Source organism: Fructilactobacillus sp. X8R2C1, from assembly GCF_059900955.1.
Genome location: NZ_JBWXVI010000002.1, coordinates 282,880 through 297,414 on the forward strand (window position 1 = coordinate 282,880; position 14,535 = coordinate 297,414).

20 protein-coding genes and 1 other annotated feature (1 of these 21 only partly in view) are annotated in these 14,535 nt (G+C 37.3%); of the genes, 2 read left to right on the forward strand and 18 right to left on the reverse strand.

Going from position 1 to position 14,535, the window contains the following annotated elements; translation table 11 throughout:
• Nucleotides 1–3: 3 nt before the first annotated feature.
• The 5 genes from pheT to AC6UD6_RS03580 form a co-directional block, all read right to left on the reverse strand.
• Nucleotides 4–2,415, reverse strand: coding sequence for a phenylalanine--tRNA ligase subunit beta (gene pheT / locus AC6UD6_RS03560; RefSeq protein WP_500695706.1), 2,412 nt, complete (start codon nt 2,413–2,415; stop codon nt 4–6).
• 14 nt (nt 2,416–2,429) lie between these two features.
• Nucleotides 2,430–3,467: a phenylalanine--tRNA ligase subunit alpha gene (gene pheS / locus AC6UD6_RS03565; protein ID WP_500695707.1), complete on the reverse strand. Its 1,038-nt coding sequence runs from the start codon at nt 3,465–3,467 to the stop codon at nt 2,430–2,432.
• 262 nt (nt 3,468–3,729) lie between these two features.
• Nucleotides 3,730–4,068, reverse strand: a complete 339-nt coding sequence (locus AC6UD6_RS03570; RefSeq protein WP_500693676.1) for a winged helix-turn-helix transcriptional regulator — start codon at nt 4,066–4,068, stop codon at nt 3,730–3,732.
• Nucleotides 4,069–4,085: 17 nt separating this feature from the next.
• Nucleotides 4,086–4,568 (reverse strand): HDIG domain-containing metalloprotein, encoded by a 483-nt coding sequence (locus AC6UD6_RS03575; protein WP_500693675.1) that lies wholly within the window; start codon nt 4,566–4,568, stop codon nt 4,086–4,088.
• Between the two features lie 87 nt (nt 4,569–4,655).
• Complete coding sequence (locus tag AC6UD6_RS03580; RefSeq protein ID WP_500695708.1) at nt 4,656–5,423, reverse strand: TrmH family RNA methyltransferase; 768 nt, start codon at nt 5,421–5,423, stop codon at nt 4,656–4,658.
• An 86-nt stretch (nt 5,424–5,509) separates the two neighbouring features.
• Between AC6UD6_RS03580 and AC6UD6_RS03585 the strand changes: the two genes are divergently transcribed.
• A complete protein-coding gene (locus tag AC6UD6_RS03585) occupies nt 5,510–5,794 on the forward strand; it encodes an acylphosphatase (protein ID WP_500693673.1) in 285 nt (94 codons plus the stop codon).
• Between the two features lie 70 nt (nt 5,795–5,864).
• Nucleotides 5,865–6,836: a membrane protein insertase YidC gene (gene yidC / locus AC6UD6_RS03590; protein ID WP_500695709.1), complete on the forward strand. Its 972-nt coding sequence runs from the start codon at nt 5,865–5,867 to the stop codon at nt 6,834–6,836.
• 87 nt (nt 6,837–6,923) lie between these two features.
• Here the strand turns inward: yidC and rpmF are convergent, their stop codons facing one another.
• The 13 genes from rpmF to infC form a co-directional block, all read right to left on the reverse strand.
• A complete protein-coding gene (gene rpmF / locus AC6UD6_RS03595) occupies nt 6,924–7,103 on the reverse strand; it encodes a 50S ribosomal protein L32 (protein WP_010021570.1) in 180 nt (59 codons plus the stop codon).
• A 42-nt stretch (nt 7,104–7,145) separates the two neighbouring features.
• Nucleotides 7,146–7,700 (reverse strand): YceD family protein, encoded by a 555-nt coding sequence (locus AC6UD6_RS03600; RefSeq protein WP_500695710.1) that lies wholly within the window; start codon nt 7,698–7,700, stop codon nt 7,146–7,148.
• Between the two features lie 82 nt (nt 7,701–7,782).
• Complete coding sequence (locus AC6UD6_RS03605; RefSeq protein WP_500695711.1) at nt 7,783–8,901, reverse strand: nucleotidyltransferase; 1,119 nt, start codon at nt 8,899–8,901, stop codon at nt 7,783–7,785.
• A 5-nt stretch (nt 8,902–8,906) separates the two neighbouring features.
• Complete coding sequence (locus tag AC6UD6_RS03610) at nt 8,907–9,644, reverse strand: class I SAM-dependent DNA methyltransferase (RefSeq protein ID WP_500695753.1); 738 nt, start codon at nt 9,642–9,644, stop codon at nt 8,907–8,909.
• Nucleotide 9,645: 1 nt separating this feature from the next.
• Entirely contained in the window at nt 9,646–10,005 is a 360-nt protein-coding gene (gene rsfS / locus AC6UD6_RS03615; protein WP_500693669.1) for a ribosome silencing factor, read from the reverse strand.
• Between the two features lie 8 nt (nt 10,006–10,013).
• A complete protein-coding gene (gene yqeK, locus AC6UD6_RS03620) occupies nt 10,014–10,616 on the reverse strand; it encodes a bis(5'-nucleosyl)-tetraphosphatase (symmetrical) YqeK (RefSeq protein ID WP_500693668.1) in 603 nt (200 codons plus the stop codon).
• Nucleotides 10,609–11,178: a nicotinate-nucleotide adenylyltransferase gene (locus AC6UD6_RS03625; RefSeq protein ID WP_500695712.1), complete on the reverse strand. Its 570-nt coding sequence runs from the start codon at nt 11,176–11,178 to the stop codon at nt 10,609–10,611. The genes yqeK and AC6UD6_RS03625 overlap by 8 nt, the downstream gene beginning before the upstream one ends.
• An 11-nt stretch (nt 11,179–11,189) precedes the next feature.
• Nucleotides 11,190–11,501 carry a ribosome assembly RNA-binding protein YhbY gene (yhbY, locus tag AC6UD6_RS03630; RefSeq protein WP_500695713.1) on the reverse strand — a complete coding sequence of 104 codons (312 nt, stop codon included), beginning with the start codon at nt 11,499–11,501 and terminating at the stop codon, nt 11,190–11,192.
• Nucleotides 11,502–11,513: 12 nt separating this feature from the next.
• Entirely contained in the window at nt 11,514–12,632 is a 1,119-nt protein-coding gene (yqeH, locus tag AC6UD6_RS03635; protein WP_500695714.1) for a ribosome biogenesis GTPase YqeH, read from the reverse strand.
• Nucleotides 12,632–13,177, reverse strand: coding sequence for a YqeG family HAD IIIA-type phosphatase (locus AC6UD6_RS03640; protein WP_500695754.1), 546 nt, complete (start codon nt 13,175–13,177; stop codon nt 12,632–12,634). Before AC6UD6_RS03640 ends, yqeH begins: the two co-directional genes overlap by 1 nt.
• A gap of 103 nt (nt 13,178–13,280) precedes the next feature.
• Complete coding sequence (gene rplT / locus AC6UD6_RS03645; RefSeq protein WP_010021582.1) at nt 13,281–13,637, reverse strand: 50S ribosomal protein L20; 357 nt, start codon at nt 13,635–13,637, stop codon at nt 13,281–13,283.
• Between the two features lie 34 nt (nt 13,638–13,671).
• A complete protein-coding gene (rpmI, locus tag AC6UD6_RS03650) occupies nt 13,672–13,866 on the reverse strand; it encodes a 50S ribosomal protein L35 (protein ID WP_010021583.1) in 195 nt (64 codons plus the stop codon).
• A gap of 41 nt (nt 13,867–13,907) precedes the next feature.
• Nucleotides 13,908–14,414 (reverse strand): translation initiation factor IF-3, encoded by a 507-nt coding sequence (gene infC, locus AC6UD6_RS03655; RefSeq protein WP_500693664.1) that lies wholly within the window; start codon nt 14,412–14,414, stop codon nt 13,908–13,910.
• A 38-nt stretch (nt 14,415–14,452) separates the two neighbouring features.
• Nucleotides 14,453–14,535, reverse strand: a sequence feature (ribosomal protein L20 leader region); it runs 42 nt beyond the window's last position.

The window sequence follows — 14,535 nt, forward strand, 5'->3', positions numbered from 1 at the left end:
CCCTTATCTAATCTCAGCGCTTAATTCAGTGGTCAAACGTTTTTGTATTTTATCGACCGCTTTATCAACAGTCTCGTCTTTCAAAGTGGCGTTAGGATCTTCAAAAATCAATGAATAGGCAATTGATTTTTTGCCTTCAGGCACATTTTGCCCCTGATATACGTCAAACACGGTAGCATTTTGTAAGTAGGCACCACCTCTTCTAATAATTACATTATATATGTCCTCATTAGTAATGGTACGATCCACTAACATAGCAATATCACGATGAATAGCAGGATACTGACCAACCTTTTGGTATTGTTGTCCAGACTTAGGAGCCGCATTTAAATAATCAAGGTCAAGTTCAAAAACATAGGTTTCTTTAATCTTAAATTGTTTAGCGACTTCTGGATGAACTTCTCCCAAAAAACCGATGATGTGATCATCTAGTTTAACAAGCGCTGTTCTACCTGGATGCATTTCGAGAATTTTATCAGTCGCAACATAAGTAACGTCACCCTTTAAGGAAAGACTTTCTAAGTATTTTTCAAGAATTCCCTTAATTTGATAAAAATCAACTGACTTAGCTTTCTGGTCCCAGCTTGGAGCAACTAACGATCCAGAAATGGCACCAGCAATATGTTCCACTTCGTCTGGTCTTATCTGATCAGGAGTTTGCTTATAAAAAACACGACCTTGCTCATAAAGTGGCACATTAAGCACGTTTCGAGCCTGGTTATATGCCACATCATCCAATAATCCTGAAATTAAATTCATACGTAAAACGGCATGATCCTCTGTCATTGGCCACTGCAAATTAGTTTCATGACTACCATTTATCATAAACATCTTTGCCTTGGCTTTTGTAGTTAACGAATATGACATAGCATGCGTTAATCCAAGTCCCTCAAGTGTTTCTCTAGATTTTCGAATCATTAATTGCTTTGGTGTTAGTCCACCTTCAGTCGTTTGAGTGATTGGTAATGTTGACGGAATATTGTCATATCCATAGATTCTGGCAACCTCTTCAATTAAGTCAGCATCAATTTGAATGTCCCAGCATCTAGTAGGAACCGTGACCGTCAGATCGTCTCCAGATGCCTCAACTGAGAAACCTAGACGTTTAAAGATTGAAATGATTTCCTCGTCACTAAGATTAGTCCCAAGAACGTGATTAATGTGAGAAGTTGAAATTGAAATCACTCGTGGCTTAACCTCAACATCACTCCCACTAACAACCCCTTGTTGAGATTGACCAAGAGCTAAATCTTGGGTCATTCCCGAAGCATACTCAAGTGCTTGTTCAACGTTTCCATGGTCAATTCCCCGTTCAAAGCGTTGTGAGGCATCCGTGTGTAAGAGCTGTTTTTGTGCCATCTTCCTGGTTTTAACTGGATCAAAAACTCCTGCCTCCAATAAAATATTTTTAGTGTCAAAAGTAACTTCCGAATTTTTTCCACCCATTAGTCCTGCTAAAGCAATTGGCTGGTCAGCCGCAACAACAACATCCGTGTCGGTTAATTTACGGTCATTGCCATCTAGAGTCGTAATTGACTCACCATCTTTAGCATTTCTAACCTCAACCTTATTAGTTTTTAATTTGTCAAGATCATAGGCATGCATTGGCTGTCCAACCTTAGTCATAACAAAATTAGTAATATCAACGACATTATTGATTGGTTTAATGCCTGAATTCCATAATTTAATTTGAAGCCAAAGTGGACTAGGCTTCACGTTTACGCCCTTAACAACTTTAAGCTTATAAATTGGCGCTAAATTAGTATCAGCCTTTGCTGAAACAAATTCCTCGCTGTCGTGTGTTCCAGTTGGAGCACTAGCATGTTCGATGAAGTCAACCGACTCATTAAATACCGCCCCCAAATCATAAGCAGTTCCACGAACACTTAACATGTCTCCACGATTAGGAGTGACGTCCAAATCAATTAACGATTCATTCATTCCCAAATAGTTATAAACCTCGTCACCAATTCGGGCATTATCTGGTAAGAAATAGATTCCGTCTTTCCATTCATCAGGTACCAATGACTTATCAAACCCGATCTCATCTAAGGCACAGAGCATACCGTTTGATTCAACTCCACGCATCTTGGACTTCTTAATTTTAACGTTATTGGCAATTCGCGCTCCAGATAAAGCAACAATAACCTTTTTGCCTACCTGAACGTTTGGCGCACCACAAACAATCTGAATCGGTTCTTGTTCGCCGACATCGATCTGCGTAATGTGAAGGTGATCTGCATCGGGGTGATCCTTAATGGACAAGATTTTTCCAACCACGATTTTCTTTAATCCATCACTCCGCTTAAAAACGGAGTCAACTTCAACTGACGTTTTTTCAATTTTGTTAGCTAGTTCTTTTGGAGAAAGCTTAATTTGAACATAGTCTTTCAACCATTCATAAGATATCAGCAAATTTATTTCCTCCCTTAATCAAATTGTGACAAGAAACGTAGATCATTAAGATAAAAGTCTCGAATATCGTCTACTCCGTATTTCAGCATGGCAAATCGGTCGGGACCCACCCCAAAGGCAAATCCACCATATACACTACTGTCTACTCCAGCCATTTTTAAAACGTTAGGATGAACCATTCCTGCCCCAAGGACCTCAATCCAACCAGTATTTTTACATACATCGCAACCCTTTCCATTACAATTAAAACAGGTAATGTCTGCTTCAACTGATGGCTCGGTAAACGGAAAGTAACTTGGTCTGAGACGGACTTTAAATTTATCCCCAAACAATTTGTGTGTCATTACCTCAAGAGTTCCCTTTAAATCGGCCATCGTAATGTGCTTATCAATCACAATTCCCTCTACCTGATGAAATTGGTGAGAATGAGTTGGATCATCAGTATCACGCCTATAAACTACGCCCGGGGAAACCATCTTTAAGGGGCCTTTAGAAAAATCATGTTTTTGAAGTGCTCGTGCCTGCATCGGTGAGGTATGAGTTCTCATTAAAATATCCTTGGTAATATAAAAAGTATCCTGCATGTCTCTTGCGGGATGGTTCTTCGGCAGATTCATCATTTCAAAATTATAAACTTCCTCTTCTACTTCAGGACCCGAAAGAACCTGGTAGCCCATTCCAATAAAAATATCATCAATTTCATCAATAATTTGTTGGATAACATGAGGATGCCCCTTTGGAACCGAGTCACCTGGCAGGGTGACATCAATCTTTTCATCCTTTAACTTTTGGTTTAGAGCGGCTTGATCTAATTCCAATCTTTTGGAATCAATCTTTTTTGAAAGTTCGTCTCTAACTTTATTCGCCAAGCTACCAATCTTTGGTCTTTCTTCGACTGGAAGTGATGATATTCCATGAAGGGCTTTTGTAATTGAGCCCTTTTTTCCTAAAAGTTTCACCTTTAAATCATTTAAAGCTTTACTATCACTAGTAGCCTCAATATCCTGCAACCCACTGGATTTAATTTGTTCTAAATCTTCTTTTAAAGCCATACTAACCTCCAATTCCATAAAAAAAGCTCCATCCCAAAAAAGGGACGAAGCATCGCGTTACCACCCAAATTCACACCAAAGTGCGCACTTATAATGATGAATAACGACATCGACCGAACATTTTAATATTCAATGCTAACATCAAAAAGCGAATTCAACCGTAACGTCCAATTTCAGCTAACATGAACTCTCTGTGTTCGTCGGTCTACTACTTCTTTTATCATTGTATTTAAATAAATATTATAGCAATTTTTATCACTGGTCAAGCATGATCAGGATCACACCACTTGTCAGACCATCCATGAACCGCCTTCATAATCGGACGAAGTTCTTCACCCTTAGAAGTTAACTGATAATAAACCACTCCAGAGTTCTTATCAGCTTGTCTTTTTACGATTCCCACTTTAGCCAACTCTTTTAAGCGTTCGGTCAGTACACGATCACTACATTCCTCAACTTTATTGGCTAATTCGCGAAATCGAAGTGGTCCGGCCAATAAAAATGATTCAATGATTAAACCGTTCCATTTTTTCCCTAGAATTTGAAACGCCACTTGAAATTTAGGACACAAATGAATGATTTCTTTATCAGTTAAATCCATTCTCATATCCTCCTAACTTATCTTTTTAATAATCCTTTAACTTTTTTCTTCATCGGTGAGAAAAATTCATCAACTGCCGAATAATCATCAACAAGTGAAACAATCACACTTTCCATGTACTTGGGTCTTGCAAGGGTTAACCCCCACATATGTTTTAGAATAATATCTTGTTCCTTCGGAGTGATATCAGTGATCTTTTTGGCGTTTCTTAGGGCAACACGTGGATGAATATATGCATGTGAACCTAAATCAAACTTAGTGGTTCGCCAATCATAATAGAATAGATCATGCAATAATCCGCCACGGGCAGCCGCTCGATAATCTAAATTCATCTTTTTAGCAATTTTATAACTCTCATAAGACACTGCAATTGAATGCTTCAATCTAGTCGAATGGTGATGTTGGGTGTAATCACCTAATTTTTGAATTTGCGGACTTTCTAACAAATCAGAAATGATTGAAACATATTCAGGGTCATCTTTCCACGATTCTGTTTCCATACTACATTACTCCAATCCGTCTCTAGGTTAATTCTACCCAATTAGATAAGTTCCATTCAATCATAAGGACTCACTTTAAGAAACAATTTAATTTTTGATTCGAAACATGATAACAGCAGCCGCAATTGCCACATTTAAAGATTCAGCCTTCCCCTCAATGGGAATATACAAATTATCATCAGTTAATTTTAGTAAGCCAGGGCTCATTCCATTCCCCTCATTACCCATAATTAAAGCGAAATCATTTTTAGAAGGGACATCTCGATAGTTAATGGCACTGGAATTAAGCTCTGTCCCATATACCTTAATTTTTAGCTTCTTAAACATCTCAACGGCATGTTCTAGATTCATTTTAATAATAAGAAGATGAAACTGACTTCCCTGCATGGCACGTAAAACCTTCCCGTTATATTCACTAGAAGTTCCGTCACCAAAGATCACTCCAGAAAAACCTGCGGCATCCGCTGTCCTTACCATCGTTCCGATATTACCGGGATCTTGAACGTTATCAAGCAGAAGCCAAGCTCCGCTAACTTTAGCAACATCAATCTTTGGTTCTTCAATCTTACACACGGCAAAAATTCCTTGAGTTGTCGAAGTATCACTTAATTCAGTAGCAACTTCATCTGATATAACAATGATATTTTCACCAGAAAGGTCATCTCCATGAGCCAAATATTGATCTTCGGTTGCTAAGATGGTTACCAACTGATCTGCTTTAAGATAATTCATTGCCTCGGATACCAGATGCCAACTTTCAATTAAATATTCTCCACTCTTTTTTCTTCCTTTACTGGTATGTAACTTTTTAATATCTTTAATGGTTTGGTTTTGTTTAGAATTAATTCTTTCCATTTATATTCCCCTTAAAATGAATTAGAATTGATATTGTTGTTCTTATAATATCACAGTTACGGTAAACGCTTTTAAGGAGAATCATTTTGTCAAACAATCAGTCAGTCAAAATAATCGTTTCAGGACTTGTCCAAGGCGTTGGATTTCGATATAGTACTAAAAAAATCGCAGATCAATATTCGATTACTGGAAGTGTCCAAAACATGCCCAACGGAACCGTTTTAATCATCGCAAATGGGACTAAATCGGAGTTAGACGATTTTATTCATTCAATTAAAACTGCACCCAATAGTTTTGCTAAGATCCAAAACATTAAAACACAGTCAATTAAACTTCCAAAAGTTCCAAATTCATTTTCAATTAAAATCTAACTTGAAATTGCTGAAATATTCTTATTAGGTTAGTATGTAACATGTTACTTAAAAGTTAGGAGTTAAATAAATGAAAAAAATTAAGAAACTAGGTTTATTCGGTTTTATTGCCATGGTTGGCATTTTTTTAACTGGATGTGTAAGAACCGATTCAAAGGGACGTCCCTTTGGATTCGTTTATCATTATTTAGCCGTTCCCGGGCAACACGTTATGGATTGGCTAGCACAATACGTTGGTGGCTATGGATGGGCCCTGATCGCAATTACCGTAATTGTTAGAACTTTGCTTTTACCAATGATGATTAGTCAGATGAAAAAATCTACTATTCAACAGGAAAAAATGAATTTGGTTAAACCACAAATGACCAAGATTCAACAACTCCTAAAAAAAGCAACGACCAAAGAACAGCAGGTTGCCTTAAATCAGCAGATGATGCAACTCTATAAAGACAACGGAATCAGTATGACAGGTGGAATTGGATGCTTGCCATTATTGATCCAGTTGCCAGTGTTTGCTGCTCTGTATGCAGCTATTCGTTACTCACCTGAAGTTTCTCATACCGTCTTTATGGGCATTAAACTAGGCCAATCCAGCATCTTATTAGCCGTCTTGTCGTTTCTGGCTTATGCACTTCAGGGATACCTTTCAACCGTTGGGATCCCTAAAGAACAGAAAAAGCAAATGGCGATTATGATGTTAATTAGTCCGATCATGATTCTATTTGTTACTCTTTCATCCCCAGCTGGATTAGGAATTTACTTCTTTATTGGCGGATTATTTGCCTGCGTTCAGACCTTTATCATCAATTTGTCCCGTCCACGAATTAGAAAACAAATTAATGAAAAAGCCCAAAAGAATCCTCCCAAAGTTGTCATTCCAAAGGAATTAGAAGAAGAGATTGAGACAGGGGCCGAACCAAGTTCAACAACCAGCTCCAAAAATACAGTTTCTAAATCTGGAGAATCCGAAACTGAGATTGAACACGAAAACAACCGAAAACGTAATGCGGGAAAACAACAGCATCATAATCATAACGAGTAAATAAAACCGACAATTAAATTGTCGGTTTTTTATTACAAAAAAAGAACTTCAAAAACCCATGGTGTTTTTGAAGTTCTTTATTTTAAATTAACCCTTTTTGGCAACTACTTCTTTACCGTCATAGTAACCACAGTTAGGACATACAAAATGTGACTTACGTAGTTCGCCACAGTTAGGACATGGACTCATGCCAGGAACTGATAAACTGTCATGCGAACGACGCATGTTTCTTCTTGCTTTAGAAGTTTTTCTCTTTGGTACAGCCATTATTCACAACCTCCTCTTAATTTGATTTCCACTAGTGAATTTTTAAGTCTTGTCATCGTCTGAAGGTTTGAAATCCTTTAATTTTGCAAGACGTGGATCAACATTTTTATCTTCTTCCACCTGTCGATTAAAATCATCTTCAGAAATAACTTCCCAGTCATTTCCTTCAGGCATTGCTTTGCCTTTTTGCTCTTCTGGTGAAAGAACTTGCATCGGAATGTTGACAATTATGTTATCAGCAACTGCTTTATCAAAATCAATCATCAAGTCATCACCAATAACTAACACTACTTCTTCATTATCATATCGATTTAGCGCAGTTTCAGTTAACACATAAATCTCACTAATGTTAAAATCCATGGGTAACTTAACTGGGGTTAACGATCGTGAAGAAGGAACTGTTACACTACCCTTGACGTGAGCATCTATAATCACATCTCCCTTGTCAGGAGTAGCAGATACATCAACGTCAAAGGAAGTGGCATCAAGAATACTTTTCGGATATCGATTCATTAAATCGTCTTTTAAATCCACTGTCTCATGGGTTGTAAACGGCTCTTTCTTATATCCTAGTAGTTTTTCAAATGACCACTTCATAATTTAACCTCCAATGCAACACGACTAATTATACATACCATAAAATTCATTGTCAAGGTCCTATCCTTGATAGCACGGTCTTCTATATAACAATGGGATAAGTAAATTTATCTTGCATTCGACCATTGATCATTCCATAAAGAATTCCAGAACGGCATTCAAGTTCCAACGTATTATTAAATTCTTCTTTTCCAATTCGATCAACGATCGGATATGGGATTGCTTTTTTAACTTGATTCAGATAACTTTTCCCGGTATCGTTCATTCCCAAAACTCGGACAACTGGATTATAACTAATCATTTGTGTTTTCTTTATTTTAAATAACGTATAGACCAGCAGTCTTTGAATCCTAGTGTAGGTATACCGTTTTGTCTTAACATCTTTAATAAACGCCTGATAGGTTGTGTCTTTGACCGCCATTTGCTTTAGACGATTCTCTAATCCCTCAGTCATCTGATAAATTTGATTTAAATCAGCTATCGAACTTTGAGTCAATTCATAACGTAAAAAGGGCCAAAAGTCTGACCAGAAAACCGGTTTTTCGTTATCTAAGACGACAGAAGAATTGGGAATGAACTTTTGGTAATGACGATCATGTGATTTAATTGAAGCGCGAATAGCTTTGCCACTCGCAATTTTTCCACTCAACTCTCCACTATTATGCTCACTACTGTACCGTTTAACCGGAACTAGCTTTAAAGGGGAACCTAACTCCTGATTGGCCTTTGCATACCAATACGCAAGTGTATCATTTGGCTTAATTAAATCAATTCCACTCTGTTCTTTAATTGTTCGTTGAAATAATTTTGGATAGGAAAAATTATAATTATGAAAATTATCAGACGGATGAACGTCAATAGATGCCAACTTCGTAAAATTCCAGTCACTGTGCTCACTACCAAACGATAAGTATGAACAGCCCAAAGCTTCTACAAGTTTCATCGACCGCTCTGCAAAAATACTGGCAGGTTGAACCGCATCCGATATTGGAAGTTCAATTACTAAATCAACTCCGTTATCTAAAGCCATCTGAGTGCGGATCCATTTATCATAGATAGCTGGCTCACCTCTCTGAGTCCAATTACCACTCATAAATATTACCGTTACATCCGCTTCAGTTCGTCTTTTAGCTTCCTGTAATTGATAAAGATGACCATTATGGAAAGGATCATATTCGGTTATTATTCCAACAGCTTTCATTTGGATTATTCCTCACTACATACAAAGAACCAACGGGTAGTATCATCTTTAACCTTATCTTTTCCAAAGTTACTCGTCACCTTAACGTTATTAAATCCGATTTCATTCAGTGCCTGAATGTATTCTACCAAGGGATAGGTTCGTTCTTTATGGGTTTCATTATATTCATCAAAACCGTTAATATTCCGATTGTAATCAAAAAAAGATAGATCATGTTCCACTGAATGAGGAAAATCACCAACAAAGGTATTCCACATAAAAGCATGGTCACCATCGTTGGTGTTAAACATATAGCCTGGATAAACAACATCGGTCTGATAAGGGGTGATTACATCAAATAAGAATTTACCATTCTTAACAAGATGTCCTTTAACCTGAGCAAACATTGTTTTAACTTGCTCAATATTTTCTAAATAACAAATCGAATCGTCAAAACACGTAATGGCACCATAATTGGGTACACCATCCAGGTCTAGCATATTGGCATTAATTAACGCCACGTCAAACACATGGCTTTCATTTAAATGATCATTTGCGATGGCCAGCATATCATCCGATAAATCAGCTCCAGATACGACATAACCTGCTTTTTTTAAAGTAACCAAAAGGCGACCAGTCCCACAGGCTAAATCTAAAATATGCTTTTCTTTAGGGACGTTATCAGCTACAAACTCATACCACTTTTGATATAGATAATTGTCAAATAATTTATCATAAAATGACGCAAACTCAGAATAAATCATATCAGTCTTCACTGACCCAATCAGTTATATCAAGATCAGGAGCGTCAGACCAAAGCTTCTCTAAGTTGTAAAAGGACCGTTGTTCACTCTTAAAGACGTGAATAATAATATCACCGAGGTCAATTAATACCCAAGATCCTGTATTTAGCCCTTCGACCCGTAAAACTTCAACGTGCTCCTCACTCAATCGATCAATAATATCATTTGCGATTGCCTTCACCTGACGAACACTAGGAGCATCCATAATGACAAAATAACGACCGACCAACGACAATTCTTCAATGTCTAAAACCACAATATCGTGGGCGCGTTTACTATCAGCAGTTTCAACAATATTTTGTAAAATTTTATTATTATCCATATAATCCCCTACTTTTTACCAGCAACAATTACATTAAAAGCTGTAATCGCACCGGGGTAAATTGCCTTTCCATTGCTTGCCAAATATGAAATGGTACTTTTAGTTTGATATTTAACACCATCCCATAAATTTTGATTGGTAATCTTACGAGCTTTTTCAACCCCATCAAAATCACGGGCTGGCTCAATGTAGTCAGCCATATAAGTAATCTGTGCAACTTTGTCCATGTCAGGCGATGCGATCGTATGATATTTAATCGCGTTTAGAATTCGACTATCATGAATCCCAAGTTCTGATTCCACAATCAAATAACCCACGTAGCCATGCCAAATAGCATTTCCATAATTAAGTAGTTCTGGATTCAAATGATGGGACTTAATAATGTCAATAAATTCCGAATCCGGCCGTTGTTTGGCATAATCATGAACCAGACCACTAAGTCCAGCTAAAGTTTCGTCCACATTAAACTCTCGTGCTAAGGTAATGGCGGTCTCTTCAACTCGCAAGCAATGTTGAAACCTTTTCTCTTTTAACGTCGCTTTTAGTTTGGCAACAATTTGATCACGATCATACTTAGAATATTTTTGATAATTAATTTTCTCTTTATCCATATAAATCATGCTCCTTAATGTACCGTAACACCGCATCTGGCAACAAATATCTGACACTTTCACCCTTTTCAAGATGTGATCTAATTAAAGACGATGAAATAGCTATCTCAGGTGAGTCAACAAAACTTACTGGGTACTTAGAAGACTCAGAATTACCCGGACGATTAACGCCAACAAATTTAACCATTTTAATAAGATCATCAATTCGATACCATTTTGGCAGATATTCGACCATATCGCCACCAATGATAAAGTAATAATCAACATCGGGATGAATTTTAGTTAATTCCTTAATCGTATCATAGCTATAACTTTTCCCCTTGCGATTTACTTCAATCATTTCAATTTTAAAATTAGCGTTATCCCTAATGGCTAAATTAATCATGTTAACCCGATCAGAAGCATCAATTGCGGACTTATGATCAACATGTGGTGGCAAATAATCGGGCATAAATAGAACTAAATCGAGGTTTAATTGGGTTAAAGCTTGTTCAGCCATAATTAAATGACCATAGTGAATGGGGTTAAAAGTTCCACCTAAAATTCCAACCTTTTTGCGCATCAATCAATCTCCTACAAATTTGCCACTTCAATCGATAATTTACGATAATTGTCCTTACTTGATTCCTTAAACAATAAAAGTGTCTTACCAATCGTTTGGACAACTTGGATGTCCGAGTTATTCTCAATAAATTGTTTAACGTCACTCACATCCACATCGGCAGATTGTTGAAGATTAATTTTAATTAATTCACGGTGATCAACAGCATTTTTAACTTCATTCATCCAAGTCTCATCTAACCCATTCTTTCCAACTGAGAAAATGGGCCGCATATGATTCGCTTTTGCTCTTAAAAATCGTTTTTGTTTTCCCTTTAAATTCATTATTAAATACTCCTAAAACATTGCTTTTCTAACTAACACTGACACACCCTTAGGAGCATATCCAGCAACCGTGGAGCCTTTCGGGACGGTAATCCATCCCAGTCCTTCAATCACTAAATCACTTCTGTCAGTAATTTTAAATTCATGTCGTTTTAACCCAACGACGTTGTCCTTACCAGTTGGTGGGGTCAATAATTCACCGGCATGCTTCTCAAAAAATTCATCAGCATTTGTTAATTTGGTTCGATGAATCATCAGATTATTGTCAGCATAAACGGTAAAGCCATGACGTTCCCCCGAGATAAAATCAAACCGGCCAATCGCACCTAAGAATAACGTCTGCCCTGGATCCAACTGATAAGTCCTGGGTTTAATCCGTTTTTGCGGTGAAACATACTTCAAGTCTTTAGAACTTAAATAGTGAGCCATCTGATCTTCATGAACGACACCAGGTGTATCGATCAATTCTTTTCCATCTTCCAACGGTATTTTGATCAAATCGAGGGTAGTACCAGGAAACTTAGAGGTCGTAATAACCTGCTTCTCACCAGTGCTTTGTTGGATAATTTGATTAATTAAGGTAGATTTGCCAACGTTAGTTACTCCAACCACATAGACATCTCGGCCCTTCTGATTTTTTGAAATGGCTTTTAACAGATCGTCGACTGATTGATTCGTCTTGGCAGATACTAATTCAATATCAATGGGTCTAATTCCATTCTTATTTGCCATTTGACGTAACCAATCTTTAACTTTGTTCTGGTTGAACGACGATGGCAACAAGTCTAATTTGTTACCAACTAAAATAATCGGATTGTTACCAACAAAGCGCTGAATCCCAGGAATCATACTTCCATCTACATCAAATACATCCACGACGTATACTACTAACGAATCAGTGTCGCTAATTTCACTCAATAACTTTACAAACTCGTCATTTGAGATGCTAATTGGTTCAATTTGATTATAATGACGAAGCTTAAAACAACGCTGACAGTATAATTTTCCAGAATCAATTCCCTTCTTGATTGCTGATTTAGGCGTGTAACCAGCCTGTTTCGGATCGGTATCTTGAATTTGTGCCCCACACCCAATGCAATATAAGGGCTCATTATTTTCATCATTATCCATTAATCAATATCATCCTTCCACTTTAAATCACTGTACTTTCGCATCAATTGTGCATATACAAACGTTTCAAAGAAACGATTAATCCGTGTGTTCCACGCATCTGAAGTAACCAATGGTTTTACCAAAATACTTCTAATTCGAGTATTGTTAGCGGCCCATATATCCGTTAAAATTTGATCTCCCACCATTACCACTTGGCTTCGTTTTAAACGATACGTTTTAAGAGCCCTTAAAATCCCAAAAGTAAGTGGTTTTAAAGCCCGGGCAATAAATGGTAACTCAAGACTAGTAAGAGCTTTCTCTAGTCTTTCCCGATTATTATTTGAAACCACAATCACCCTGATTCCATGATCTCGAACTCTTTTGAGCCAATCGCGCAGTTCTACGGTTCCCTCAGGATTATTCCACGGAATTAGGGTATTATCTAAATCGGTCAGAATTACATTAATCCCGTAACTTTCAAGTTTTTCTGGGGAAATTTGATAAATATTGTTAACCATCCAAGTCGGTTTGAATAATGATAGCATATAGACCTCTCTGTAAATAAGAATTGATGTTTCTATTTTAAATCATTTATGTATAGATTGGGAGCATCCCAATCCGATAAAAAAACTTCCACCAAACAAGAGCGGTGAAAGTTTTTTAGGCTTATTTTAATGCTGCTTTGGCTTTTTCCGCTAATGCAGAAAAGGCATCAGCATCGTTAACTGCTAAGTCAGCTAACATTTTTCTGTTCATATCGATGTTAGCAAGTTTCAAACCATGCATGAATTTACTGTAACTCAATCCATTATTTCTAGTGGCTGCGTTAATTCTTGCAATCCAAATCTTTCTGAAATTACCTTTATTGGCACGACGGTCACGAAAGGCATATTCCTGTGACTTCATTACTTGATCTTTAGCAGTTTTGAATAAACGATGCTTAGCACCGCGGTATCCCTTAGCTAATTTAAGAACACGCTTACGACGATTACGTGTGGTAGTTCCACCTTTTACTCGTGGCATATTAAAATCCCCCTATACAAACTATATTATTCGCTTATTTTTGTAGTAATTCTTTGTAAGTCTTCAAGTTTGACTTAGCCATCATACGTGTTCCACGTAAATGTCTACGTTGTTTCTTAGTTTTACCGTGAAAACGGTGACTAGTGTAGGCATGACCACTCTTTAAACCACCATTAGCAGTTTTTCTAAAACGCTTTGCGGCAGCACGATTTGATTTCAATTTTGGCATATTATATTCCTCCTCATCGATTCATAACCCAATTAAATGAGTTATTTCTTTTCATTCTTACTTGGTGCAAGCATTAAGAACATACTTCGGCCATCCATCTTTGCTCGTTGAGTTACATCGGCAACGTCAGAAGTAGCTTCCGCCATTTTATTTAAGACATCTCTTCCAATACTTTTATGGGTAATGGCACGTCCCTTAAATCTAATAGAAACTCGAACACGTTCACCCTTTGTCAAAAACTTTTTGGCATTTTTAAGTTTGGTGTTGAAGTCATTACTATCAATCGTAGGACTTAACCTAATTTCTTTAACACTAACAGTTTTTTGACGCTTTCGAGCTTCACGCTCTTTCTTTTGGCGATCAAACCGATATTTCCCGTAATCAATAATCTTGGCTACAGGTGGTTTTGCTTTGGGAGCAACAACAACTAAATCCAAATTAGCTTCTTCAGCAATTGACAAAGCTTCTTTAGTAGATTTGATTCCTAATTGATCTCCATTAGCACCGATTAATCTCAACTCGCGAGCATGGATACCCTCGTTAACCATCTTATCTCTTGCTATGGTAATTCACCTCCAGGTAATTTTAAGCAGAAAAATAGCGGATGCTACAGAGCACCCGCTACACCTAAAAACATTAGGACTTTCATTCGTAGATTGCCCAGCGATC

Bases quoted from the DNA above. Each gene is read 5' to 3' on its own strand.
- AC6UD6_RS03580 (WP_500695708.1), bottom strand. From the start codon at position 5,423: ATGGAAAGAATTAATTCTAAACAAAACCAAACCATTAAAGATATTAAA.
- yhbY (WP_500695713.1), bottom strand. From the start codon at position 11,501: ATGAATTTAAAGGGAAAACAAAAACGATTTTTAAGAGCAAAAGCGAAT.
- infC (WP_500693664.1), bottom strand. From the start codon at position 14,414: ATGGTTAACGAGGGTATCCATGCTCGCGAGTTGAGATTAATCGGTGCT.
- AC6UD6_RS03570 (WP_500693676.1), bottom strand. From the start codon at position 4,068: ATGGATTTAACTGATAAAGAAATCATTCATTTGTGTCCTAAATTTCAA.
- rpmF (WP_010021570.1), bottom strand. From the start codon at position 7,103: ATGGCTGTACCAAAGAGAAAAACTTCTAAAGCAAGAAGAAACATGCGT.
- yqeH (WP_500695714.1), bottom strand. From the start codon at position 12,632: ATGGATAATGATGAAAATAATGAGCCCTTATATTGCATTGGGTGTGGG.
- AC6UD6_RS03610 (WP_500695753.1), bottom strand. From the start codon at position 9,644: ATGATTTATTCTGAGTTTGCGTCATTTTATGATAAATTATTTGACAAT.
- rsfS (WP_500693669.1), bottom strand. From the start codon at position 10,005: ATGGATAATAATAAAATTTTACAAAATATTGTTGAAACTGCTGATAGT.
- yqeK (WP_500693668.1), bottom strand. From the start codon at position 10,616: ATGGATAAAGAGAAAATTAATTATCAAAAATATTCTAAGTATGATCGT.
- pheS (WP_500695707.1), bottom strand. From the start codon at position 3,467: ATGGCTTTAAAAGAAGATTTAGAACAAATTAAATCCAGTGGGTTGCAG.
- rplT (WP_010021582.1), bottom strand. From the start codon at position 13,637: ATGCCACGAGTAAAAGGTGGAACTACCACACGTAATCGTCGTAAGCGT.
- AC6UD6_RS03625 (WP_500695712.1), bottom strand. From the start codon at position 11,178: ATGCGCAAAAAGGTTGGAATTTTAGGTGGAACTTTTAACCCCATTCAC.
- AC6UD6_RS03600 (WP_500695710.1), bottom strand. From the start codon at position 7,700: ATGAAGTGGTCATTTGAAAAACTACTAGGATATAAGAAAGAGCCGTTT.
- rpmI (WP_010021583.1), bottom strand. From the start codon at position 13,866: ATGCCAAAATTGAAATCAAATCGTGCTGCCGCAAAGCGTTTTAGAAAA.
- AC6UD6_RS03605 (WP_500695711.1), bottom strand. From the start codon at position 8,901: ATGAAAGCTGTTGGAATAATAACCGAATATGATCCTTTCCATAATGGT.
- yidC (WP_500695709.1), top strand. From the start codon at position 5,865: ATGAAAAAAATTAAGAAACTAGGTTTATTCGGTTTTATTGCCATGGTT.
- AC6UD6_RS03575 (WP_500693675.1), bottom strand. From the start codon at position 4,568: ATGGAAACAGAATCGTGGAAAGATGACCCTGAATATGTTTCAATCATT.